Annotated in this window: 22 protein-coding genes and 1 pseudogene; 5 read left to right on the forward strand and 18 right to left on the reverse strand. The window is 59.6% G+C overall.

Annotation, left to right across the window (positions count from 1 at the left end):
* Window positions 1-58 precede the first annotated feature (58 nt).
* The 4 genes from K9857_RS02285 to argH form a co-directional block, all read right to left on the reverse strand.
* Window positions 59-883, reverse strand: coding sequence for an ABC transporter substrate-binding protein (locus K9857_RS02285; RefSeq protein ID WP_224533295.1), 825 nt, complete (start codon window positions 881-883; stop codon window positions 59-61).
* A gap of 42 nt (window positions 884-925) precedes the next feature.
* Window positions 926-1,690, reverse strand: coding sequence for an amino acid ABC transporter ATP-binding protein (locus tag K9857_RS02290; protein ID WP_224533296.1), 765 nt, complete (start codon window positions 1,688-1,690; stop codon window positions 926-928).
* 10 nt (window positions 1,691-1,700) lie between these two features.
* Window positions 1,701-2,579, reverse strand: a complete 879-nt coding sequence (locus K9857_RS02295; protein WP_224533297.1) for an amino acid ABC transporter permease — start codon at window positions 2,577-2,579, stop codon at window positions 1,701-1,703.
* Between the two features lie 175 nt (window positions 2,580-2,754).
* Entirely contained in the window at window positions 2,755-4,182 is a 1,428-nt protein-coding gene (argH, locus tag K9857_RS02305; protein ID WP_224533298.1) for an argininosuccinate lyase, read from the reverse strand.
* A 307-nt stretch (window positions 4,183-4,489) separates the two neighbouring features.
* On the opposite strand from argH, the gene K9857_RS02310 reads away from it, so the two are divergent.
* Complete coding sequence (locus K9857_RS02310; RefSeq protein ID WP_224533299.1) at window positions 4,490-5,455, forward strand: LysR family transcriptional regulator; 966 nt, start codon at window positions 4,490-4,492, stop codon at window positions 5,453-5,455.
* 5 nt (window positions 5,456-5,460) lie between these two features.
* On the opposite strand, the gene K9857_RS02315 is transcribed toward K9857_RS02310, so the two are convergent.
* Complete coding sequence (locus K9857_RS02315) at window positions 5,461-6,837, reverse strand: UDP-glucose dehydrogenase family protein (protein ID WP_224533300.1); 1,377 nt, start codon at window positions 6,835-6,837, stop codon at window positions 5,461-5,463.
* A 229-nt stretch (window positions 6,838-7,066) separates the two neighbouring features.
* Between K9857_RS02315 and xerC the strand changes: the two genes are divergently transcribed.
* A complete protein-coding gene (xerC, locus tag K9857_RS02320; RefSeq protein WP_224533369.1) occupies window positions 7,067-7,951 on the forward strand; it encodes a tyrosine recombinase XerC in 885 nt (294 codons plus the stop codon).
* A gap of 702 nt (window positions 7,952-8,653) precedes the next feature.
* On the opposite strand, the gene nhaB is transcribed toward xerC, so the two are convergent.
* The 3 genes from nhaB to K9857_RS02335 all read right to left on the reverse strand — a co-directional run bounded on the left by nhaB (window position 8,654) and on the right by K9857_RS02335 (window position 12,090).
* On the reverse strand, window positions 8,654-10,156 hold the full coding sequence (gene nhaB / locus K9857_RS02325) for a sodium/proton antiporter NhaB (protein ID WP_224533301.1): 1,503 nt from the start codon (window positions 10,154-10,156) through the stop codon (window positions 8,654-8,656).
* A 75-nt stretch (window positions 10,157-10,231) separates the two neighbouring features.
* Window positions 10,232-11,521: a hypothetical protein gene (locus K9857_RS02330; RefSeq protein WP_224533302.1), complete on the reverse strand. Its 1,290-nt coding sequence runs from the start codon at window positions 11,519-11,521 to the stop codon at window positions 10,232-10,234.
* A gap of 302 nt (window positions 11,522-11,823) precedes the next feature.
* Window positions 11,824-12,090 (reverse strand): hypothetical protein, encoded by a 267-nt coding sequence (locus tag K9857_RS02335; protein WP_175379829.1) that lies wholly within the window; start codon window positions 12,088-12,090, stop codon window positions 11,824-11,826.
* A gap of 345 nt (window positions 12,091-12,435) precedes the next feature.
* Between K9857_RS02335 and K9857_RS02340 the strand changes: the two genes are divergently transcribed.
* On the forward strand, window positions 12,436-13,761 hold the full coding sequence (locus K9857_RS02340; protein ID WP_224533303.1) for a sigma-54 dependent transcriptional regulator: 1,326 nt from the start codon (window positions 12,436-12,438) through the stop codon (window positions 13,759-13,761).
* A 280-nt stretch (window positions 13,762-14,041) separates the two neighbouring features.
* Here K9857_RS02340 and K9857_RS02345 read toward each other — a convergent pair whose 3' ends face one another.
* The 10 genes and pseudogenes from K9857_RS02345 to K9857_RS30465 all read right to left on the reverse strand — a co-directional run.
* Window positions 14,042-15,352, reverse strand: a complete 1,311-nt coding sequence (locus K9857_RS02345) for a transporter (RefSeq protein WP_224533304.1) — start codon at window positions 15,350-15,352, stop codon at window positions 14,042-14,044.
* Between the two features lie 46 nt (window positions 15,353-15,398).
* The gene (locus tag K9857_RS02350) at window positions 15,399-16,169 is read right to left on the reverse strand and encodes a hypothetical protein (RefSeq protein WP_224533305.1); all 771 of its coding nucleotides are present in this window, start codon (window positions 16,167-16,169) and stop codon (window positions 15,399-15,401) included.
* A gap of 24 nt (window positions 16,170-16,193) precedes the next feature.
* Window positions 16,194-16,874: a C39 family peptidase gene (locus K9857_RS02355; RefSeq protein WP_224533306.1), complete on the reverse strand. Its 681-nt coding sequence runs from the start codon at window positions 16,872-16,874 to the stop codon at window positions 16,194-16,196.
* A gap of 63 nt (window positions 16,875-16,937) precedes the next feature.
* Window positions 16,938-17,957, reverse strand: a complete 1,020-nt coding sequence (locus K9857_RS02360; protein WP_224533307.1) for a heme utilization protein — start codon at window positions 17,955-17,957, stop codon at window positions 16,938-16,940.
* 64 nt (window positions 17,958-18,021) lie between these two features.
* Window positions 18,022-18,600: an adhesin gene (locus K9857_RS02365; RefSeq protein WP_224533308.1), complete on the reverse strand. Its 579-nt coding sequence runs from the start codon at window positions 18,598-18,600 to the stop codon at window positions 18,022-18,024.
* 1 nt (window position 18,601) lies between these two features.
* Complete coding sequence (locus tag K9857_RS02370; protein WP_224533309.1) at window positions 18,602-19,036, reverse strand: hypothetical protein; 435 nt, start codon at window positions 19,034-19,036, stop codon at window positions 18,602-18,604.
* A gap of 353 nt (window positions 19,037-19,389) precedes the next feature.
* Complete coding sequence (locus tag K9857_RS02375) at window positions 19,390-19,920, reverse strand: AAA family ATPase (RefSeq protein WP_224533310.1); 531 nt, start codon at window positions 19,918-19,920, stop codon at window positions 19,390-19,392.
* Complete coding sequence (pnuC, locus tag K9857_RS02380) at window positions 19,917-20,480, reverse strand: nicotinamide riboside transporter PnuC (RefSeq protein WP_224533311.1); 564 nt, start codon at window positions 20,478-20,480, stop codon at window positions 19,917-19,919. Before pnuC ends, K9857_RS02375 begins: the two co-directional genes overlap by 4 nt.
* Window positions 20,481-20,529: 49 nt before the next feature.
* Window positions 20,530-21,264 (reverse strand): methyl-accepting chemotaxis protein, encoded by a 735-nt coding sequence (locus K9857_RS30460; RefSeq protein WP_411961536.1) that lies wholly within the window; start codon window positions 21,262-21,264, stop codon window positions 20,530-20,532.
* Window positions 21,265-21,387: 123 nt separating this feature from the next.
* A pseudogene (locus tag K9857_RS30465) lies at window positions 21,388-22,263 on the reverse strand (cache domain-containing protein); the annotation flags it as partial.
* A gap of 156 nt (window positions 22,264-22,419) precedes the next feature.
* Here K9857_RS30465 and K9857_RS02390 point away from each other — a divergent pair.
* Together K9857_RS02390 and K9857_RS02395 are read left to right on the forward strand one after the other, a co-directional pair.
* Window positions 22,420-23,250, forward strand: coding sequence for an undecaprenyl-diphosphate phosphatase (locus tag K9857_RS02390; RefSeq protein ID WP_224533313.1), 831 nt, complete (start codon window positions 22,420-22,422; stop codon window positions 23,248-23,250).
* Complete coding sequence (locus K9857_RS02395) at window positions 23,247-23,663, forward strand: DUF1294 domain-containing protein (protein ID WP_224533314.1); 417 nt, start codon at window positions 23,247-23,249, stop codon at window positions 23,661-23,663. Before K9857_RS02390 ends, K9857_RS02395 begins: the two co-directional genes overlap by 4 nt.
* Window positions 23,664-23,718 lie beyond the last annotated feature (55 nt).

Here is a 23,718-nt window from a genome sequence, read left to right on the forward strand (position 1 = left end):
CTGACACACCATCGCGAGCAGGCTCGCTCCCACAATGGATGGGTTTGTTCCTGGTGATTTACTTGCCGGCGTTGATGGTCACCGTCTTGATCGCCCCCAACTCCAGGTCCCACTTCTTCAGGATCGCCTGGTAGCTGCCATCGTCGATCATGCTTTGCAGGGCGACTTTCACCGCTTCGCTCAGCTCGGGCTTCTTCTTGCTCACCCCAAGGCCGGTGAACTGCGAGGAGATCGGCAGGCCCACGGTCTTGTACATGTCCTTTTCCTGGGTCTTGAGATACGGCAGGGTTTCGCTGCCCTGCATCGCCGCGTCGATGCGGCTCTGGCGCAGTTGCGCACGGGCGTCGGCGGAGCCTTCGGTGCCGATCACGTTGATCGCGGGCTTGCCGGCGGCTTCACAGTTGGCCTTGCTCCACTCGGCGATTTCCGCCGGGAAGGTGGTACGTCGGCTGGTGCCGACTTTCTTGCCGCACAGATCGATGATCTCGTTGGTGTCCTTGTTTTTCTGCAAGGTGTAGAACTGCGGGCCGCTGGTGAAGTAGTCGACGAACGTCACGCTGGCCTGGCGTTCGGCGGTGTCGGTCATGCCCGACAGAACCATGTCCACGCGGTCGGTGGTCAGGGCGTTGATCATTTGCTCGAAGCCGGTTTCCTGCCACTTGATTTTCACGCCCAGGCGTTCGGCCAGGGCATTGCCCAGGTCAACGTCGACGCCGGTCAGGGTGTTGGTGGCCGGGTCCTTGAAGTCCATCGGCGGGTAGTTCGGCATGATCGCGACCACGATCTCACCCTTGGCCTTGATGCTGGCCGGAAGTTCGGCGGCGAAGCTGAAGCCGGAAGCCATAACGCCTGCGAGTACTGCTGGAATAACGAAGTTCTTCATGGGTCGTTCTCTTATGAGTGTTGTTTTCACGCCAATCGGCGTTCAGGTTCGAACGGCAGAAATGAAGCTTTGAGTGCGAGGGTTTTGCGGACTTATTAGTATTTCTTCGGGGCTTCCTGCCTCCACGATCTGCCCGCCGTCCATGAACACCATGCGATTGGAAACTTCGCGGGCGAAGCCCAGTTCATGGGTGACGACGATCATGGTCATGCCGGTCTGCGCCAGATCGCGCATCACCGACAACACCTCACCGACCAGTTCCGGGTCGAGTGCCGAAGTGGGTTCATCGAACAGCATCAGCTTGGGTCGCATGGCCAGCGCACGGGCGATGGCGACACGTTGCTGCTGACCACCCGACAGTTCGATCGGGTAGCTGTTGCGCTTGTCGGCCAGGCCGACGCGGGCGAGCAGTTCCAGGGCTTCTTCGGTCGCCTCCTTGGGCGAACGCTTGAGCACCTGGCACGGCCCTTCGATGATGTTTTGCAGCACAGTCATGTGCGGAAACAGGTTGAAGCGCTGGAACACCATGCCGGTGGACAGGCGCTGGCGGGCGATCTGGGTTTCGGTCAGTTCGTGCAGCTTGTTGCCGACCACGCGGTAGCCCACCAGTTCGCCGTCGACCCACAGGCCGCCCTTGTCGATCTTTTCCAGCTGGTTGACACAGCGCAGCAGGGTGCTCTTGCCGGAGCCCGACGGGCCGATGATGCACAGCACTTCGCCCTGATCGACTTCGATGTTCACGTCCTTGAGGGCGTGGAACTGGTCGTAATACTTGTTCAGGCTCACGGCCTTGACGATGCTTCTCATGTCGGATTCCTCAAGAACGCTTGCCGGCGCCGCGAGCGAAACGTCGCTCCAGACGGCTTTGACCGAAGGACAGCACGGTGACGGTGGCCAGGTACCAGATACCGGCGACGATCAGCAGCTCCATCACGCGGGCGTTGGCGTAGTAGATGTTCTGAGCGTTGTAGAGCAGTTCCGAGTACTGGATGACGCTGGCCAGCGAGGTCATTTTCACCATGCCGATGAACTCGTTACCCACCGGCGGAATGATGATCCGCATGGCCTGGGGCAGGATGATCCGACGCAGTGCCTGCAGGCGCGGCATGCCGATCGACTTGGCCGCTTCGTACTGTCCGGTGTCCACCGAGAGCAGGCCGGCGCGCACTACCTCAGCGGTGTAGGCGCCCTGGTTGATGCTCAGACCCAGCAGGGCGGCCACGAACGGCGTCATGAGGCTGACGGTGTCGAGCTCGAACACGCCCGGAATGCCGATGGTGGGGAAGATCAGCGCCAGGTTGAACCACAGCAGCAGTTGCAGGATCAGCGGCGTGCCGCGGAACAGCCAGGTGTAGGTCAGCGCGACATAGCGCAGGATCGGGTTGGCCGACATGCGCATGATTGCGGTGATCACCCCGAACACGATGCCCAGGGCCATCGCCAGCACGGCCATGACGATGGTGTTGAGCAATCCCCACATGATCGCCTGGGAGGTAAGAAACTGTCCGATGTACGACCATTCGATCTTGCCTTCGGCGAAGGCGCGCACCAGGCCCAGCAGTGCGATGACGATCAGGGCGGCAAAGAACATCCGCCCGTAGTAGCGCCGGGGCACGTGTTGATACTGGGTGATGTCGAACTGGTTTTCCGCCAGTTTGCGCTCGGCCTGGAGTCGTTGTGCCTGTGTCTGGCTCATGTTGTTTCTCCGTACACCGCCCGTTCAAACCGGCGGCATATATGGTTGTTCAGGTGAAACACTGTCCCTGTGGGAGCGGGCTTGCTCGCGAATGCGGTATGTCATTCAACGAGGATGTCGACTGACAGTGCCTCTTCGCGAGCAAGCCCGCTCCCACAGGGGTTTTGTGTCTGCTTCAGAGGCGGAACCCCTGATAGTCCTCGGTCCAGCGCTGCTGCGCGGCGAGGGCGGTTTTCAGGCGACCGATCTGCTCGCGCACCTGTTGCGGCGCGGTGCCGCCCCAGCCATTGCGGGCGGCGATGGCGGCTTCCAGGGTCAGGCTTTCGCGAACTTCCGGCGTCAGGCGCGGGTCGATTTCCGCCAGCAGCGCCGGCGAGGCTTCCCACAGCTCGATATCGTGTTTCTCGCAGGCCTTGACCAGCGCGCCGGTGATCTCGTGGGCTTCCTTGAACGGCACGCCACGCACCGCCAGCCAGTCGGCGACTTCGGTGGCGAGGGTGAAACCAAGCGGTGCCTGACGACGCAATTCCTCGACGTTGACCGTCATGGTCGCCACCATCCCGGCCATCGCCGGCAGCACCAGCAGCAGGGTGTCGACGCTGTCGAGCACGTGATGCTTGTCTTCGCTCAAGTCGCGGTTGTACGACAGCGGCAGGGATTTGAGCGTGGACAGCAGACCGGTCAGGTTGCCGATCAGGCGACCGGCCTTGCCTCGCGCCAGTTCGGCGATATCCGGGTTCTTCTTCTGCGGCATGATCGAACTGCCGGTGGCGTAGGCATCGTCCAGAGCGATCCAGCGGAACTGGCGCGACGACCACAAACAGAACTCTTCGGCCAGACGGGAAATGTTGACCCCCAACATGCTGGCGATGAACAGGAATTCAGCGACGTGATCGCGACTGGCGACGGCGTCGATGGAGTTTTCGCACACCCCGCTGTAACCCATTTCCCTGGCCGATTGCTGCGGCAGGCGGGCGATAGCGGAGCCGGCCATGGCTGCGGCACCCAGTGGCGACAACGAGGTGCGTGCGTCCCAGTCGACCAGGCGCTGCACGTCACGCAACATCGATTGGGCGTGGGCCAGCAGGTGATGAGCGAAGACGATTGGCTGCGCCTGCTGCAGGTGGGTGAAGCCGGGGCAGATGCTCTCGACGTGTTGTTCGGCCTGATTCACCAGCGCCTGTTGCAGCGCCAGCACTTCCACGGTCAGGGTGCGGACGTGATCACGCAGGAACAGGCGCAGGTCGTTGGCGGTCTGGTCGTTGCGCGAGCGGCCGGCGCGCAGCTTGCCGCCCAGGGCGCCAAGGCGCTCGGTCAGCAGGCGTTCGATGAACGTGTGGACGTCTTCGTCGTCCAGGGTCGGCGCGATGCTGCCAGCGCGGAAATCGCTGCCGATCTGCTCCAGGGCGTCGAGCATGGTCCGGGTTTCCTGCTCGCTCAGAAGTCCTGCGCGCTGCAATTCCCGGGCATGGGCCTTGGAGCCGGCAAGGTCGTACGGCGTCAGGCGGAAGTAGCGCTCGGGGCAACGGGAGAGGGCGGCCAGGGCTTCGGACGGACCGCTTTTGAAGCGAGCACCCCAGAGACGGTCGGTGGTTTGAGACATTGTTGTTTTCCTCGTCGATAACGCGAACTGAAAGCGTGTGCCAGACCTGAAATCCGCGGCGAAAAACATTCGCTCAAGATCAGATCAATTCAAATTCAAGGGCAGGGGAACAGCGCAGTTGCAAAGGGGCGAGAGCTGATCGAGATGTCAGCTTTTAATGCTTGCAGATCAGTGGTTTGGCACTGATGTGCGGGATTTTTTGGCAGTTGCCAAGCCTGGTTTTCTGTGTTCATTATTATTTAGGCCAGCTATGTTTTTGTTGTTGGGCACAGATTGTTGAATTGGGCGCCAGAGGTAAATAAGCATTATGGAAACCCCACTTTCCAATTCCGGAAACCCGCCGCTGAAAGCCACGCAACGGGCGCCGCTGGCCCTCAGTGGGCTGGATTTCAAACTGCTCAAGGTGTTCAAGGCGGTGGTCGAGGCTGGCGGTTTCAGCGCGGCGCAGAACGAATTGAACGTGGGTCTGGCAGCCATCAGCAAACAGATCTCGGACCTGGAAATCCGCATTGGCATGCGCCTGTGCACCCGCGGTCGTGAGGGCTTTCACCTGACTGAAGAGGGGCGCATTGTCTATCAGGCGTCCAATGACTTATTTGCTTCCGTTGACAACTTTCGTGATCGACTTAGTTCAGCACAAAACGAACTTGTCGGTGATCTTGGTGTGGGGGTTATTGATAATACGATTTCCGATGCGTCATCGCCGTTAGTTGCTGCGCTTAGAGTGCTGAGCGAACAATATCCGAAAATAAGATTTCAACTTCAGGCCTCTCAGCTCGATGAAGTGGAACGGGGCGTGGTAGAGGGTCGGCTGGTGGCCGGGATCGTGCCGGTTTATCAGCAGCGGGAGGAGTTCGACTACTACCCGTTATACGAGGAACGCTCGGAGGTTTATTGCGCTGTCGGCCACCCGTTGTTCACTATTCCGGCCGATCAGATGAGCAGCGACATGCTCAAGGATTACGAGTGTGTTAATCACCGCTATGCGATTCATCGAGACAAACTCAACTTCGCTCACTACGACAGTTCCTCTGCCTCGGCGACTCAGGTCGAGGCCGTGGCACTGTTGATCAGGACCGGTCGCTTCGTCGGCTTTCTGCCGCAACATTACGCGGCGCAGTGGGTGGCGCAGGGACAGTTCCGGGCACTGTGTCCGGAACTGATCCACATCGCGACACCGTTCAATCTGATCCTGCGTCACAACGTTGTGCGCAGTCCGCTGGTCAAGGCATTCGCCCAGGCGCTGGGCGTGGATCTGAAGTCCACGACCTGAGGACGTCAGGCGACGCCCTGCGCCGGCCACTGCTGATGCGGGATCGGCAAATTGCGCGACTCACCGCGACCCATCGGGAAGTACATGAAGCCGTTGCGTGACAGGCGCTCGGCGTCATACAGGTTGCGTCCGTCGAAGATCACCGGGGCCTTGAGGCGCTGGCGGATCAGGTCGAAATCCGGGGCCTTGAACTGCTGCCATTCGGTGCAGATGATCAGCGCATCGGCGCCGTGCAACACCGATTCCGGGGTGCCCATGAGCATCAGTTTCGCCTCGTCCGGATACAGGTTCTGGGTTTCCTGCATCGCTTCGGGGTCGAACGCACGTACGCTGGCGCCGGCGGCCCACAGGGCTTCGAGCAGCGCGCGGCTCGGTGCATCGCGCATGTCGTCGGTGTTGGGCTTGAACGCCAGGCCCCACAAGGCGAAGGTCTTGCCGCGCAGGTCGCCCTTGTAGAAGGCTTTGACGCGTTCGAACAGCTTGTGTTTCTGCCGCTGGTTGATCGCTTCCACCGCTTGCAGCAGGTCGCTGGAGCAGTGGGCTTCCTCGGCGCTGTGGATCAGGGCGCGCATGTCCTTGGGAAAGCACGAGCCGCCGTAGCCGCAACCGGGATAGATGAAGTGGTAGCCGATACGCGAATCGGCGCCGATGCCCAGACGCACCGATTCGATGTCGGCGCCCAGGTGTTCGGCCAGTTCGGCGATTTGGTTGATGAAGCTGATCTTGGTCGCCAGCATGCAGTTGGCGGCGTATTTGGTCAGCTCGGCGCTGCGCAGGTCCATGAACATCACGCGGTCATGGTTGCGGTTGAACGGCGCGTACAGGTCGCGCATCACGTCGCGTACCTCATCGCGTTCGCAGCCGATGATGATCCGGTCCGGACGCCGGCAATCGGCCACGGCCGAGCCTTCCTTGAGAAATTCGGGGTTGGAGACGATATCGAACTGCAGCAGGCGGCCGACCTTGATCAGGCATTTGTCGATGTGCTCGCGCAGTGCATCGCCAGTGCCCACCGGCACCGTGGACTTCTCCACCAGGATTACCGGTTGCTCACGGTGACGCGCCACCGCTTCGCCGACCGACATCACGTGACGCAAGTCCGCCGAGCCATCCTCGCGGGACGGCGTGCCGACGGCGATGAACAGGACCTTGCCATGTTGTACGGCAAACTTTTCGTCGGTGGTGAACTGCAGGCGTTTGGCGTCCAGGCTTTCACGCACAAGACTGGCCAGCCCTGGTTCGAAGATGCTCACGTGACCCTGTTGCAACAACTCGACCTTTTTCCGGTCAATGTCCATGCACACCACGTCATGGCCGACCTCAGCCAGGACGGCTGCCTGCACCAGACCGACGTAGCCGCTACCGAATACACTGATTTTCATGGGCAATTCCTGTCCTGGTCCTCTCAGGATCAGAATTAGCAGCCCCATGTTTCAGTTCATCTATCGGTTGAATGGGTCTTGGTCGGATCGACAATTGACTTTCCAGACCATGACCGGCAGCGTAACGACCTTATTTTTTGCGTTTTTTGTATTTTTTCATTCAAGGCTGTTTCGTTTGACTGACTTACCCGCTGTTGATGCAACCCTCCCCAAACCCAATCCGCTGACGATGTATCTGGCGCGACTGGCGCCTTCCAGCCAATTGACCATGCGCTACGTGCTGCAGGACGCTGCCGACCGCCTGGGTTTCGAAGACGTGAACATCGAGGAAATTCCCTGGCACGGCTTGCAGCCTGAGGATGTGATTGCGCTGGTGGCGACGTTGCGTGCCGATGGTTACGCGCCCAACACGTCTTCGCTGTACGTCAACGCGGTGCGCGGGGTGATGAACGAGGCGTGGCGCATGAGCCTGATCAGCCAGGAGCATCTTCTGAAGATGCGTTCGGTGAAGGGGATTGCCGGTACGCGCCTGTCCCAGGGGCGAAATCTGCGGCGTTCGTTGATTCGCGAATTGATGGATGTCTGTGCGGCCGACCCCCGGCCTCAGGGCCTGCGGGATGCGGCGGTGATCGCGATTCTGTATGGCTCGGGGATGCGCAAGTCCGAATCGGTGAACCTGGAGCTGAGCCAGGTCGATTTCGCCGAGCGCAGCCTGCGGGTCACGGCCAAGGGCAACAAGCAATTGATCAAGTACGCGCCGGCCTGGGCGTTCGCCAAGCTCGATGCCTGGCTGGAGTTTCGCCGCTCACAGCTCAAGGAAGGGGAGGAGGACGATGCCTTTCTCTTCAACCGCATTCGCCGCGGCAGTCACATCACCCGCGAGCGCATCACCAAACACGCGATCTATTACATCGCCCGCCAGCGTGGGACGCAGGTCGGGGTCAAGATCATGCCCCATGATTTCCGCCGCTCGTTCATTACCCGGGTGATCGAGGAACATGATCTGTCGATTGCGCAGAAGCTGGCGCATCACAGCAATATTCAGACGACAGCCAATTATGATGTGCGCGATGACAATGAGCGGCGTCGGGCGGTGGATCGGTTTGATCTCTGATTTTGACCTTGCAGATCTATCCATTCCACACCTGTAGGAGCCGAGTTGTTCGCGATGCTTTTGGGTTGTGCACATATCCATTGCTGCCGGCGCGGCTGCTTTCGGTTCCGCCCTGACGGTCGGGTCACTTTTGGCAAACGCCCCAAAAGTAACCAAAAGGTCTCGCCCCAACGTTCGGTCCCTCGCCAAGGCTCGGGATCCCTTCGCTCCGGCATTCATCCGGGGGCATCGCCTCCGGTTTGCTTCGCTGCACCTCCTCTCGATGTGTGCGGCTTCGCCGCACGGCGCTGCGCGCCTTACCCCCGGATGAACGCCTCCACTCAGCCTGCCGAAGGGCGGGTGGATCAAAATCAAAAGCTAGAGCTCTCGAGGCGAGCTGACACTCGACCTGTTTGTTGGCACCGCGCGCATTCCGTAGGGGCGGGGCTTACCCGCGAAGGCGGTATGACATTCGCCCCCAATTTTGCGGATGCACCAAGAACCTCTGTGGGAGCGGGCTTGCTCGCGAAGGCGGCCTAGTAGCCGACCTGATCTCTCGGATGTACCTGGACCCATTGTGGGAGCGAGCCTGCTCGCGATGAATGCTCAGACACCGCGGGGTATCAGCCAGTCAGCGTTATCGTTAACGAACATCGCGAGTGAACTCGCTCCTACAGTGGTTCGCAGGCGCTCACAGAGTTTGTGTTTGACCACAAAACCGGTTTACAGCCAGAAACTCACCGCATACCACCCCAACACCCCCATCACCAGCGTATACGGCAATGCCATCCACACCATCCGCCCGTAGGACAACCGAATCAGCGGGGCAATTGCCGAGGTCAGGAGGAACAGGAAGGCGGCTTGGCCGTTGGGGGTGGCTACGCTGGGCAGGTTGGTGCCGGTGTTGATGGCAATGGCCAAGGTCTCGAAGTGTTCGCGGGTCATTTCGCCGGCGAGGAAGGCGCGTTTGACTTCAGTGATGTATATGGTCGCCACGAACACGTTGTCGCTGATGGCCGACAGCAGGCCGTTGGCGATGTAGAGCATGCCCGGCTGCTGCGATGGGGGCAGGGAAATGACCCATTGAATCAGCGGCGTGAACAGTTGCTGATCCTGGATCACCGCCACCACCGCGAAAAACACCACCAGCAGCGAGGTGAAGGGCATCGCGTCCTTGAACGCGGAGCCCAGGCGATGTTCGTCGGTGATGCCGCTGAACACGGTGATCAGCACAATCACCATCAGCCCGATCAGACCCACTTCCGCCACATGAAACGCCAGCGCGGCAATCAGGATCAGTGCCGCCAGGCCCTGCACAATCAGTGCTGCACGCTGGCGGGTGGTGCGTTCGGCATTGTCCTGCGCCGCGTAATCCGCCAGCACGGCGCGCACGTTGTCCGGCAGCAGGGTGCCGTAACCGAACCAGCGCAGCTTCTCCAGCAGTACGCAGGTCACCAGGCCTGCCGCCAGTACCGGCAGTGAAACCGGGGCGATCTTCAGGAAAAACTCGGAAAAGTGCCAACCCATCTCATGGCCGATCAACAGGTTCTGTGGCTCACCCACCAGGGTGCAGACGCCGCCCAGTGCCGTGCCCACCGCGCCGTGCATCAGCAGACTGCGCAGGAAGGCGCGGAACTGGTTGAGATCGTCATGATGAAGATGGGGCAGGTGCTGATCATCGCTGTATTCGCTGTCCTGACGCGGATCGTTGCCCGAGGCCACGCGGTGATAAACCGAATAAAAGCCCACGGCGGCGCTGATGATCACCGCGGTCACGGTCAAGGCATCGAGAAACGCCGACAGAAAGGCCGACAGGAAACAGAACATCAACGCCAGCAAGGCCTTGGAACGCACGCCCAACAGCAGGCGCGAGAACAGGAACAGCAGCAGATCCTTCATGAAGTAGATGCCGGCCACCATGAACATCAGCAGCAGGATCACCGGGAAGTTGTGCACCAGCTCGTCATACAGCGCCTGCGGCGTGGTCATTTTCAGCAGCAGGGCTTCGACCAGCAACAGGCCGCCGGGCATCAGCGGGTAGCATTTGAGTGCCATGGCCAGGGTGAAGATGAACTCCAGCACCAATAACCAGCCCGCCGCCACCGGGCCCGCAGTCCACAGCACCAGTGCATTGAGAAGCAGAAAACCGACAATACACAGTTTGTACCAGCGGGGAGAGTTGCCGAGAAAGTTGTGGGCGAACGCTTGGGCCATGGAGCCGGACATCGGCTACTCCTTGTTTTAAGAAGCGCGCAAGTTGCCGTAAGCGAGCGAGAAGTTCAAGCGTAGGAAAAATTACAGTCAGCCCAGATAACGGACGACGATTGCGTGGTAGTTACCGTCCAGGGAATAACCGCCGACGACGATATTGCCGTCGGCCTGAACAGCCAGTGAAGTGGCGGTATCGAGACTGCGACCCAGGCGAGTGCGAATCCATCCCGTGCAGTCGCCGAAGTTGCGGTCCAGTTGTCCGTCGGGCAAGTAGCGGCCCAGCATGAAGTCCGCATCGACGCCGCCAATGGTCGCGCCGGCCGTGACTACTGTGCCGTCGGGTTGTGCCTGGGCGGCGGTCCACTGACAGCCGATGCGACCGACTTCCAGCAGGTGCGGCAGACCGTCATTGCAGTGCATGTCGGGGCGGCCATTGACGTGAATTTTCAGTGAGAGACAGCGCATGGGATCGCGGCTGCTGCCGAAGCACTGCACCTCCCCGTTATCGTGCTGGATGATCTGGCTGACCTGGGCACCGTGGCCACAGGCCTTGAACGTCATGAAACCATCTACGGCAAATCGCTCGTCCAGGCTGCCATCGGCGTTGTAGCGCGCCAGCAGGCCTTCCTCCGGGAAGTTGACCGAGCCTCCCACCAGAATTCGTCCATCGTGCTGCACCCGCAGGCTGTTGAGCCAGGTGTTCATCAGCAGATGCCGGACCACCACGAATCCGCGGCCGTTGAAGCTTGAGTCCAGGGTGCCGTCGACGTCGAGGCGAATGAGCATGCCGGCATGATCGGCCAGTTCGAAATGGTGGTTGGCGATCAGCACGATGCGGCCATCCTGCTGAACCCCGGCATCACAGGCTTCGGCGCCCGGTACGCCGGGAGGCAGCCAGAGGTCTCGAACCCCGTGGGACAGCTTGCCCGGCAGGCGCACGACGCAGCGTCCGTTGTCGCCAAAGCCTTGCACCGGTCGCCCTTGGGAGTCGAACAAGGCCACGGCGGGGAGGGTGCGGTGGGCATTTTCATAGTGCAGACCGATCAACAGAATGCGGCCGTCCGGCAATGCATGGACTTTGCCGGCCATAGCCTCGAAGCCAGGTTCGAACTGCCCGATGACGCTGCCCTGCGTGCCGAAGCTCAGGTCGGCCGAGCCATCCTCCAGCAGACGGGCCAGGCCGAATCGGCTGCCATCCGGCACGCCGACCTTGGCCGCCACCAGCAATCGGCCCTGCCCATCGATGGCAATACCGTTGGCCATGCTGGAAATGCTGCCGGCGAAGTACACCTGGGTTTTGCCGTGGTTGGCGAAGGAGATATCGAGATGGCCGGCGCTTTCGAGTGTCGGCTGGAGGGTCAGAACAGACGGGACTGCCATGCACGCTTCTCCTTGCGAGTCGTCTTTATCCACGGCTCTATCCATGGATTTGGAAGTGGCGACTTATAAGGAGGTTATTCAAGCTCTGAAAGCTTTAATGCACAACTGACAGAACTAACAGACGGAGAGTCGCTGTGTGCCACAACAGTGTCTTTTCGAACCAAAGCCAAGCCTGCAAAGGATTCAAGCAGGCGAAAGTTCAATTAGAAAAGTTTCGCAAGTACGCCTGTTTACCAAACGCAGGGCAACTAACGACGGGAGGAGGGTGGGTGCGGATTACCCCGGGGTAATCCGCAAAACGATCAGTGCGGCATCGACCAGGACTGCAACTTGTAGCCTTCCTGGCTCAGTTCTGCACGGGCCTGTTCAAGCAGGCGTTCGAGTTGCTGAGGGTCGGTGTAGGCGCTGCTGGGGATCTGCTTGCGGCCTATACTGTTGTTGGTGCGGTCGATGACGGTCAGGCTGAGTTCGCCGTTGCCGTCCTGTGGCGCCCAGGCCACGCATTGGAAGGGCTTAAATGCGCGGTCGGCAATCAAAAGAGCTTCGTTGATACGCAGCGGGGCATTCATAGGATGGTCTCTCAATAGGCCCAATCAAGTGATGTGCCGACAGTTGGGCTTACCGTTCGGCTGGTTACTTGTACTGATGCGCGCAACAGTGGTTCGGGTCACACATAACGAAAAGAAATTTCAACTTTCTTTCACCGGCATAACACCAACGCTCGTTTTGAAAGCTGAATGAAAGGATCCAAAGTCGGTAGGTAACTAACAAAGCGCCTTCTTATAACTATTTACGCAGCAACTCTATAGTCAAACGTTACAAGGTGCCGTCAAATTCTTGCTAACGTTACAGTCGGGTCCGCCAAATGACTGTTTTTAATAATATTTCCTAGAATTTGGCGCCAAGGAACAGTCATGAATGAAGCGCCTGCCTTAAGACGTCTATTAGTGGTTGACCCCTGCGACGACTGCCATCGTCTGTTACCTGGATTACGCTCCGTGGGTTGGGATGTCGACAGTTGTTCATTGGAAAACGCCGCCGATCGAACCTGTGACGTGGGCCTGCTGCGCTTGCAGCCTTTTCATCTGGAGCGACCGGATGCGGTCAAGGAATTGATCAGCCGCAGCAATACCGAGTGGATCGCGGTACTCAATCAGGAAGTGCTGCGTTTGCAGAACGTGGGCGACTTCGTCTGTGAATGGTTCTTCGATTTTCATACCCTGCCGTTCGATGTTTCCCGGGTTCAGGTAACTCTGGGGCGGGCATTCGGCATGGCCCGCCTGCGTGGGCAAGGCACTGTCCATATTGATCAGCCCGAGCATGAGCTGCTGGGCGACAGCAAGCCGATTCGGGAACTGCGTAAACTGCTGAGCAAACTGGCGCCCACTGAGTCGCCGGTGCTGATTCGCGGTGAAAGCGGCACCGGCAAGGAACTGGTCGCACGGACGCTGCACCGACAGTCCCAACGGCACAGCAAACCCTTTGTCGCGATCAATTGCGGGGCGATCCCGGAGCACTTGATCCAGTCCGAATTGTTCGGCCATGAAAAGGGTGCTTTCACCGGCGCCCATCAACGCAAGGTCGGGCGTATCGAGGCGGCCAATGGCGGCACCCTGTTCCTCGATGAAATCGGTGACTTGCCGCTGGAGTTGCAGGCCAATCTGTTGCGCTTCCTGCAGGAAAAACACATCGAGCGGGTCGGTGGCAGTCAGCCGATTCCGGTGGACGTGCGGGTGTTGGCGGCGACTCACGTCGACCTTGAGGCGGCGATCGAGAAGAAACGCTTCCGGGAAGACCTGTATTACCGCCTCAACGTGCTGCAGGTGGTGACTGCGCCGCTGCGGGAGCGTCATGGTGACCTGTCGATGCTGGCCAACCATTTTTCCCACTTCTACAGCCATGAAACCGGCCGCCGTCCGCGCAGTTTCAGCGAGGATGCGTTGATTGCCATGGGCAAGCACGATTGGCCGGGCAACGTTCGTGAGCTGGCCAACCGCGTGCGCCGTGGCCTGGTGCTCGCCGAAGGGCGGCAGATCGAGGCGCGGGACCTGGGGCTGATCAGCCAGCAGGCCGTCGCCACGCCGATGGGCACCCTCGAAGACTACAAGACCCGGGCCGAACGCCAGGCGTTGTGCGATGTATTGAATCGCCACAGCGACAACCTCAGCGTCGCCGCCAAGGTCCTGGGCGTGTCGCGGCCGACGTTTTACCGGTTGCTGCACAAGCATCAGATCCGTTGACCCACCAATCTGTAGGAGCGAGGCTTGCCCGCGAATGCGTCAGGTCAGCCAACATCAATGTTGACTGTGCCGGCCTCTTCGCGGGCAAGCCTCGCTCCTACAGGTATCGTGATTCCCCTGTAGGAGCGAGTTCACTCGCGATGGTCGTCAACGATGACGCTGGGCATCTGGCACCCCGCAGTATTCTCTGGTTCATCGCGAGCAAGCTCGCTCCTACAGGTATCGCGCAAAAAAGAGCCCCGCTGCGATTGAACATCGCAGCGGGGCTTTTGCTTGCCGATCAGAAGTAGTACGGGAATTTCAGGCTGAACTGGAAGTCCGGCGCATCGTCGGTCATGCCGATCGACAGGTTGGGAACGATGGTCAGGTTGTCGGTGGCCGCAATGGTCATGCCGATGTTGAAGTAACCGGCGTTGGCGTCGCTGGACGTCACCGATTCCCAATCCCCGCCATCCTGCTTGATCTTGCTCTTGCGCTGCACCACGTCAGACACCGAGAACGACATACTCATCTTTTCGTTCAGAGCGAATGCGATACCGGCACCGATCTGGAAGCTGTCGCCGATGCGAACCTTGCCCGGCGTATCCACGTTGACTGTGGAACTGATGTCGTCGAAGGATTCTTCGAAGTTGTGGGTATAGGACAAGCTACCGAACAGTACCGCCGGGTCAAAGGTCTTGACCAGCGAGATCCCCGGCGTGATCGACCACACGCCGTTGCCGGTCGGCAGGGTGTCAGGCACGAACAGGTTGGAGTTGGCGTCCGTCTGACGCAGCTTGATGCCGAACGGGTCCTTGCCGGTTGGCGCCTTGACCCGCAAGGTCACGACGGCATCGGGCGTGTTCACCGACTCGTCCATGAACTTGTAGGCGATACCGAAGTTGACGTCGCCAATGGTCGGATCGCGGGTGACCGTGTCTTCGGTCGTGACGTTCGAGGCGCCACCGTTGCCGCCACCGGACTGGTAGGTGGATTCGCGGTAGATCACCGGCACGTTCAAGTCGAATTGCCAGCGATTGTCGAAGTTGTAGCGGCCGGTCAGGTCAAGGGTCCAGGTATCGGCCTTGATCCGGTCCAGGTTGATGTTGCCAAGGAAAATCGAGTCCAGGGCGAGAAAGCCGTTGAGGATCAGCTGGCGCGTATCGTAACGCGAATAGGTGAGGCCGGTTTCGAAGCTGAACTTGCCGCCGCCGAAGAAGCCGCTGGCCTCGTCATACAGGTTGGAAACGCTTTGCGCCGGCTGCGAATCGTCCGCCAGCGATTGACCGTAGGAACTGCCAGTACCACCCCCACCTGCACCACCTGATGCGGCTGCGGCACCTGTCCCCGTAGCGATTTGCGAATTGCCTTTCATGTCAGCCGGCGACTTGGCCAGGCGTTTTGGAGCGGGAGATGCTGGTTGATCTTCGACCTGGCGGACCCGTTGTTCGAGGACCGCCAGGGCTTTTTGCTGTACTTCGTATCGTTGCTTCAACTCCAGAAGTTCCTGCTTCAGAAGCTCCACCTCCGCATCCGGTGCTGCCTGCACCATCACCGCCGGGAGAAGAGCGCCCAGACAAACAACTGCGCGCAGTGGTACTGATCGATACATGAATCAAGCCGTCCCTAAATGCCCAATGGTCGAGACTCAGCGTAGTTCAATATCCAAGGGTGCGAAGTGCGTTGAGTTGAGTCAGATTGCAGTCCAATGCGCCAGCACTCGGGCCATTATTATTGAGAACCACGTTGAGCTGAGTAAGGTTGCTGACCATGTTGCTGTTACCCAGTAGCCGGGTATTTTGCAGCAGGCCGCCCTGGGCGACTTGTTGCATGGCAGAACCCTGATTGTTGTTGGCCGTAATGGCCATCTGTATACCACCGCCCGTTGCGGACACTGCAACGTTGCCTGCAGCATTGCCGCCGGTAATGGTCTGGCCTGCCATCAGCGCCTGACCCTGGCTGGGTACCAACGCCGGGGCCGTACTGGCCTCTTTGACGTCGATGCTGATGTTGTTGTTGGAACTGTTGCCATCGCCCGCGGCACGTGTGACTTGAGTAATGCCCTGGGTCACGGTGAGGTTGGCGCCGCCGGTCACGCTGCCGGTGCCATGCTCCTGCGAATTGCCACTGTTACCGCCACCGCTGTGCGAGTAGGTAGAAACATAGAACTGGGGTTTTACCGTTGCGGCCTGAATCTGCATCGAAGTCGATGCGCCGATCATGTCGCCACTGGCGTTGCGCCAGCTACTGCTCATCACTACACCGAAGCTGATAATCCGCCCCGGCATCACATAACGACCACGCAGCTCGGCCAGCTCCTGGTCCTTGATTTCGATGGGTTTGAATCCGTTTGCAAAACCTGAGGTGCTCGCTACCAGACAGGCAGCGGCCAGCCAATAAGAGGTTTTCATCTGCTGCTCCCGGAGCATCCTGCTCTATCATCTTTTAGGCGATTAAAAGAAGTCGCTCTGTATGAAGCCGAAATCCATCAGTTCCGCATCTTTGACCGGGTTGAAACTGTCCAGCTTGTTCTTGGCCGTCAGGGGTTCCGGTGGGCTGCGCAAGGCATTTGCCTTGTCGTAACCAGGACCTACGATGGCAAAGACGATGCCGTTCCAACCTTTGACAAAGTCCTCGTGGGAGTAGCGTTTATGGCCGAGTACCGGGTCGCCGATGTAGACCCAGTCCTTGTCGGCCCGCTGCAGCACCACGAAGTGCTTGTAACCGCGAATATCCACCAGTACCACCACCGGGATCGTCACTGAATCGAGTCTTTCCGGCGGAATCTTGTAGCCCCGGGCACGCATGCCGATGCTTTCAACGTAGCGCTTCATGTCCAGCATGGAGAAACCTTGAGTACGAACAAGGTCCTGGTCAGCATTGACCAGCATGCCTTTGATGACGTGCTCCTCATCGACGTCGAGCCAATAGGCCTGGCGCAGTACCGTTGCCAGTGCGGCGGCGCCGCAGCTGAAATCGGTTTTTTGTTCGACGATGTCCATGAACTTGCGCTCACGCAGACTCTGCACCTGCTTGTACACTAGTACGCCACCTGGAAGGGCGGCAACCGGCATCTGTGCAGCCTCGGTCAGGCCGGACAGACAGAGCAGGGCAACGAGAGCAGTCTTGTGCATTGTCGATACGCCTTGGGACTGTGGAAAAAAGCCCCGTTGCCGGGGCTTTCCTTTGTATCGCGATTACTGGCAGGCGCGGCAGCCGGCAGCGATCGACAGCGAGTTGCTTTGTTGGTTGCCTACACCGGCAGCGTTGTTGAAGCCCGCGTTGCCGTTGAAGTTGTTACCAACGTTAGTCATGTTAGCAGTGTTGGTAACTGGGTTTTTCCAGCCGTCTGCAACCATGACCTGTTGGGTGTACTGACCAGCCAGATCGAAGGTGCCCATGGCCTGGAACTTGAACTTGTCATCGCCATTGTTGCCGCCGTTACCGCCGTGGCCGCCCCGGTCGTTGTTGCCATAACCACCGCCGCCGTGGCCGCGATCCTCTTCGACGGTACCAGTGCCTTTGGCCTGGAATTTGCCATCAGCCTTGAAGGTGCTCTTGAGGGTTTCGGTTTTCCAGGTTTGGGTGCCATAGTTGCTGACTTCCAGACCGCTGGAGGTCTGGTTGGCCGCAGCCGCAGCGCCTGCTACACGGCCGCCCGATACGGCGATCGCCAGGTTGTTTTTCTGTTGGTTGAAGTTGCCGGCAGCGTTGTTCACACCGATGTTGCCGGAGCCGCCGTTACCCACATTGCTCATGTTGGCAGAGGCAGTGCTCGAGTAGTTGTAAACGGTGTTGGCGGTGTTGTTCTGAGTGGCGCTGGACACGGCGATTGCGGAACCGAAGATGAAGCTTTCGTCAGCAGTGGCCAGAGCAGCGGCGTTGTCTTGTTGGTTGCCGTCGCCAGCGGCGTTGTTCATGCCGGCGTTGCCGTTGCCGCCATTGCCTGCGTTGTCCATCCGGGCGTCATTGCGGGTGCCCTGGTTCAGTACGCCGTTGCCGTTGCTGTCCTGTGAATCAAGCACGGCGGCCCCAGCGCCTGCGGTGATGGACAGAATTTCTTCGAAGGTAGGGTGCTTGGGCTGCTGGTTGCCATGCCCATTGCCGTTACCGTTGCCATGACCGCGATCATCATCGCGACCGCCTGCTTGTGCTGCGATTGCCATCACTGCTGCGAGAGCGAAAACCAGTGGTTTTAAGGCCATTGAAGGTTTCATGGTGTTTCTCCGTGCTTATTAGTTGGTTAAGTGTTGGTACTTTCTAATCGCACTGCGGTTTGGGTCAGTCAGCGACCCGGATGCTCAGGGTGTTAGCCATTCGGTTCCCCACCCCTGCACTCTGGTTCACCTGGATTACCCCGCGGCTGCCGGTGAAGGCCTGGTCGCTTGTGACGACCTGGCGACTGCCGGTTTGGGTGCCAGTTGCTCCTGAGCTTGGTAGCAACGCCACGTTCTGTTGAGAAAGGGCGCTATCGTCAACGGCTTGCGGACCGGCACTGATGCTGATGCGCATGGCGTTGGCCATCTGGTTGTTGGCCCCGGCGCCCTGGTTGACGCCCAGTACACCGTTGCCATTACTGAAAGAGGTGCCGCCGATGTTGGCCGTCGCGTTGATTGACCGGTCGGCAGGTGTGGTGATTTTCTGATTGATGCTGGTGGTAGCGCCGGCTTCGGTGCCGATGGCAATGGCGCGAACGTTGGTCTGTTGCTGCTGATCGCCAGCTGCCTGGTTGACGTTGAAGTTGCCTTTGTACTGGGAGCCGGAGTTTTGGATGTTGGCGGTATCGACTGCGTTGACTTTTGAATCGGCCATGGCGGTGGTGCAGGCGAACATGGCGAGGAAGAGGACGGTACGCTTCATGTCATTGACCTCCGGCCATTCTGGTAAGTGGAGCAAGGCCGGTGCTCATGGCACGGTTGATGGTTCCGGAAATCGCGCCGCCGCTACCGCCACCGTGGCCGGCGTTCATGCCAGGCATGCCATTTGGATTGGTGACGGTGTTGAGGCTTTGCAGGCCATTCAGAGCCTGGCCGTTACTGCCGCGAAGCGCAGCACCGCTGGTGACCCCGGCAATGTCGGCATCGCTCAATTCGCCGTTGATGCGAGCTGAAGGATTGGTGTTGACTGTGGTGGGGTAGGGGTCTTTGCCACCGGCACGGCCGATAGGTACCGGTTGCACGTCACGTGTCAGCACGATGACGCCGTTGCCTTCGGCTTGTACATTCAGACTGAGTACCGAGGTAGCGGCACTTCCTATCAGGAGGAGGCAGGTCAAGCCTTTATTGAATGTCCCCACGGCAGCGATTCCTTCTTGTTGTGGGCTGGCCCCTGGTCAGCGTTGTGAAGGAGAGAGCGAAAGCTGTGCCGGTTTTTGAAATCAGCAGTAATTCAACGACTTGCAGATTTTGTCCGGGAGTGGGGTATGCGATCTGTTTCAACGCTGAGACAAGGCCAAGGGCCCGAAGCCGTCTAAATCGCTTGCAATGCTCTGGAACGGGGGTTTGCGAGGTGGTGTTTCAAAGGCTTAACAGCGCGGACTGAAACAGGGGCAGGAGCGTTCAATCTGGCCCTTTGCGGGCAGATGGGTGTTTCACCAACGGACACTTTTACCCCGCAATAGGGGAAAACGGCGGGGAATTTGCCCCAATATCAGGGGCAGGCAGCGAGCAGTCTTGATACCGCCATGAAGGCTTGGAATTGGCGCTCGGCCCAGTCGCCTCGCAGAATCTGCAGCGGTTGTCGGTGGGATTGGAGCCAGGCGAGGGTGTCGTCGAAGAAGGTCTGACGTTCATGCAATTGGGGTTGGCAACGCATGCCGTCGTCCGTCCAGTCGACGTTTTCCGGTGACAGCAGCAGGTGCAGATCGTAGTGACGCGCCAGCAGGGCCTGTTCGATCCAGGCCGGGCAATCACCGAACAGCGCCTGACTCCAGAGCATGTTGCTCAGCAGGTGTGTATCGAGGATCAGCAGATCCGGTTGCTGGGTGCGGGCCTCGTCCTCCCAGCGCAACTGGCCGCTGGCGATCTCCGGGATATCGGCCAGGCAGGTATCACGCTGGTGATGCTCGATGAACCAGCGCACGTATTCGCCTACGACGATCCCGCCAAAGTGCTTCTGCAACTCGGCCGACAGCCAGCTCTTGCCGCTGGACTCGGGGCCCGTAAGTACCAGTACTTTCATGTGCGCAGCGCCGGAGCCGCGCGCCAAGTGCGCCAGCCTTGCACCGCTAGCAGCAGGAACAGGCCGTAGAGCGCGGCCGTCAGGTGCAGATCCTTATAGATGAACAGTCCGACGTAGATCACATCCACGGCGATCCACAACGGCCAGCACTGCACGCGTTTCTGCGCCATCCAGACCTGCGCCACCAGGCTGAAACCGGTGAGTGCCGCGTCCAGCCAGGGTTGGGCCGCGTCGGTCCAGTGGGCCATGGCTGCGCCCAGCAACAGGCTGGCGACCGCGCCGATCAGCAGGCCGTAGAGCACGGAAGAACCTTGCAGATGGCTGACCTCGCGCCCGTGGCGCATGTCGCCCGCGCGGGTCCATTGCCACCAGCCGTAGATTTGCAGGGCGGCGTAAATCACTTGCAGCAGCATGTCCGAGTACAGCTTCACTTCGAAGAAGATCCAGCTATAGATCAGCACCATGACCAGGCCGATCGGCCAGCACCAGGGGTTCTGTTTGACGGTCAACCAGACGGCAATCACGCCCAGGGTGGCGGCAAACAGTTCGAGCCCGGTCATGCAGGTTCCTTGGGGGAGAGAAGAGGGCGCGGATTGTAGCGCCACAACCTCAAGTACGGAACTGGCGCAGCAACCCGTTCAACTGCTCGCTCAAATCCTTCAGGCGCACACTTGCCGCGCTCGACTGTTGGGCCGCCAATGCCGTGTTATGGGACAACCCGGCCGCCTGAGTGACGTTCTGGTTGATGTCTTCGACCACATGCGCCTGCTGCAGCGTCGCGCTGGCGATCGAGGCATTAAGGCCGGTGAGGTTGCGCAGGGCCTGGCTGATGGCATTGAGGCTCTCGCCGGCCAGGCCGGCCTGTTCGATGGTGAGTTGCGAAGCCCGGCTGCTTTCGCCGATCACTTTGACCGCCGCTTCCGAATGATTTTGCAGGCGTTCGATCATCGACTGGATTTCCGCCGTGGACTTCTGGGTGCGCTGAGCCAGCAGGCGCACTTCATCGGCCACCACAGCAAAACCTCGGCCTTGCTCACCGGCTCGGGCCGCCTCGATGGCCGCATTGAGCGCCAGCAGATTGGTCTGCTCGGCGATGGAGCGAATCACCTCCAGCACACTGCCGATCTGGGTACTCTCTGCCGCCAGGGTCCGAATCACTTCCACGGCCTGATCGATGGTCGAAGACAGCGTATCGATCTGTTGCAGGCTGCCATCGATATTGACCTGGCCCTGTTGCGCCTGGGTTTCGGCATCGCGCATTTCGCTGGCGGCCTGTTCGGCGTTCTTCGCCACATCATGTACGCCATAAGTCACTTCATTCATCGCCGTAGCCACCAGTTCCATCTGCTGCGACTGCTGCTGGCTGCGCTGCTGGGCCTGGGTGGCATCGTTGCCCAGTTCACTGGAAGACTGGCCCAGCGCCGTGGCGGACGTCTGCAATTGACCGATGACCCCGCGCAGCTTGGCGGTGAAGGCGTTGAAGTGATGGGCCAACTGAGTGATTTCATCCTTGCCGTGGGTGTCGAGATTGCGGGTCAGATCGCTTTCGCCACTGGCGATGTTGGCCATGGCGTTGACGGTCTCGCGCAGTGGCTGGGCGATGCTGCGGGCAATCATGAACACCAGCAGCACCATGATCACGGCGATCGCCAGGCCGATGGACGACGCCTTCCACACCTGGCCATAGAACTCGGCCTGCATGTCATCGATGTACACGCCCGAGCCGATCACCCAGCCCCAGGGCTCGAACAGTTTGACGTAGGAGGTCTTGCCCACCGGATCGCTGGCACCCGGTTTCGGCCAGCGGTAGTTGATCAGGCCGGCACCCTTGGCCTTGGCGACGGCAACCATTTCGTTGAACACCGCAAAACCGTCCGGGTCGCGAATGGTCGACAGGTTCTGGCCATCGAGCTTCGAGTTGACCGGGTGCATGATCATCACCGGCGTCAGGTCATTGATCCAGAAGTAGTCGTTCTGGTCGTATCGCAAACCGCGCACGGCGTTCAACGCCTGTTTCTGCGCGGCCTCGCGGGTGAGGGTCCCGGCAGTTTCCAGATCGTGGTAGTAGGCGAGAACGCCACTGGCGGTCTGCACCACATGCTGGGTCTTCTGCGCCTTGGCCTGATACAGATCCTCGTGAATCTGCTTGAGCATGATGACACCGAGGGCCAGGAGCATCGTGACGGCCACGACCAGGATGAGCCACAGGCGGCGACTGATCGACATATTGCGCAAGCTATTCATAACGCGGTGCTCCGGTTTCTTGTTTTTGTAATTTGTACTCGTCGGCTTCCTGCCTGGCCCGAGAACGTTGCAACGTTTTTCAGGCTTGTCTGATAGCATTTCGGCCCGGGGTGGAAAAACCTGAGTTCAAACTGAGATTTCACGGAGTTTTCCCGGAACTGCGGGTATCTTGTGCGCGCGAGTCAGCGACTACGCCTAAAACGATTTGAAAAATATTGACGGGACATGCGCCATTGCATGGCCTTTGGGGGATTGATGGATCTTTGGACTGCCTTTCAGGCGTTGATTCTTGGGGTTGTAGAGGGACTTACGGAGTTCTTGCCCATTTCCAGTACCGGGCACCAGATTATCGTGGCCGACTTGCTTGATTTCGGTGGTGAGCGCGCCATGGCGTTCAACATCATCATTCAACTCGGCGCGATCCTGGCGGTGGTCTGGGAGTTTCGCCGCAAGATTTTCGACGTGGTCGTCGGCTTGCCGACGCAGCCGAGCGCACGGCGCTTTACCGCCAACCTGCTGATCGCCTTCCTGCCGGCAGTGGTGCTGGGGGTGATTTTCGCCGACCTGATCCACCATTACCTGTTCAATCCGATCACCGTGGCCGCGGCGCTGGTGGTGGGCGGCGTCATCATGTTGTGGGCGGAAAAACGTCAGCATGAAGTGCACGCTGAAACCGTCGACGACATTAACTGGAAGGATGCGCTCAAGGTGGGCTTCGCCCAGTGCCTGGCGATGATTCCGGGTACTTCGCGCTCCGGCGCGACCATCATCGGCGGCCTGTTGTTCGGCCTGTCGCGCAAGACCGCCACCGAGTTCTCGTTCTTCCTGGCCATGCCGACGATGGTGGGCGCTGCGGTCTACTCGGGCTACAAGTACCGCGACCTGTTCGTGCCATCCGACTTCCCGGTGTTTGCCGTTGGCTTTGTCGTCGCCTTCATTTTCGCGATGATCGCCGTTCGTGGGCTGCTCAAGTTCATCGCCAATCACAGCTATGCAATGTTCGCCTGGTACCGCATCGCGTTTGGTCTGCTGATTCTGGCGACCTGGGCATTCGGCTGGGTTGACTGGACTGCGGCCAAGGCATGAGTGAGGCCGGCGTACGCAAGCAGGCGAGCAGCGGCATCCGTAATCTTCGGCTGAAATGGCTGGTGTTTACGGTTCTGTGCGCACTGCCGCTGTATGGTTCGGTGTCGTTCTGGTTGCGAGGGGTATCGTTGGTGCCCCTGGCGGCCTATGGCGTTGTCAGTGTGCTGGCGTTCTTCCTCTATTGGAGTGATAAGCGCAAGGCTCGCAGCGACAGTTGGCGTACGCCGGAGAATGTCTTGCACGCGGTGGTGTTAGCCGGCGGCTGGCCGGGGGCGTTGCTGGCGCAGCAGGTGTTTCGGCACAAGACGCGCAAGGTGTCGTTTCAGGTGCTGTTCTGGGGGATTGTGTTGCTGCATCAGGTGTTCTGGGTTGATCAGATATTCCTGCAGTGGGCTGGCGGGTTGTTGCGGTAACACCTCTGGGAACTGACTTGCCATCGATGGCGGTGTCTCGGGCGACGTCCGTGTG

The organism is Pseudomonas sp. REP124, from assembly GCF_020164475.1.
Classification (GTDB): domain Bacteria; phylum Pseudomonadota; class Gammaproteobacteria; order Pseudomonadales; family Pseudomonadaceae; genus Aquipseudomonas.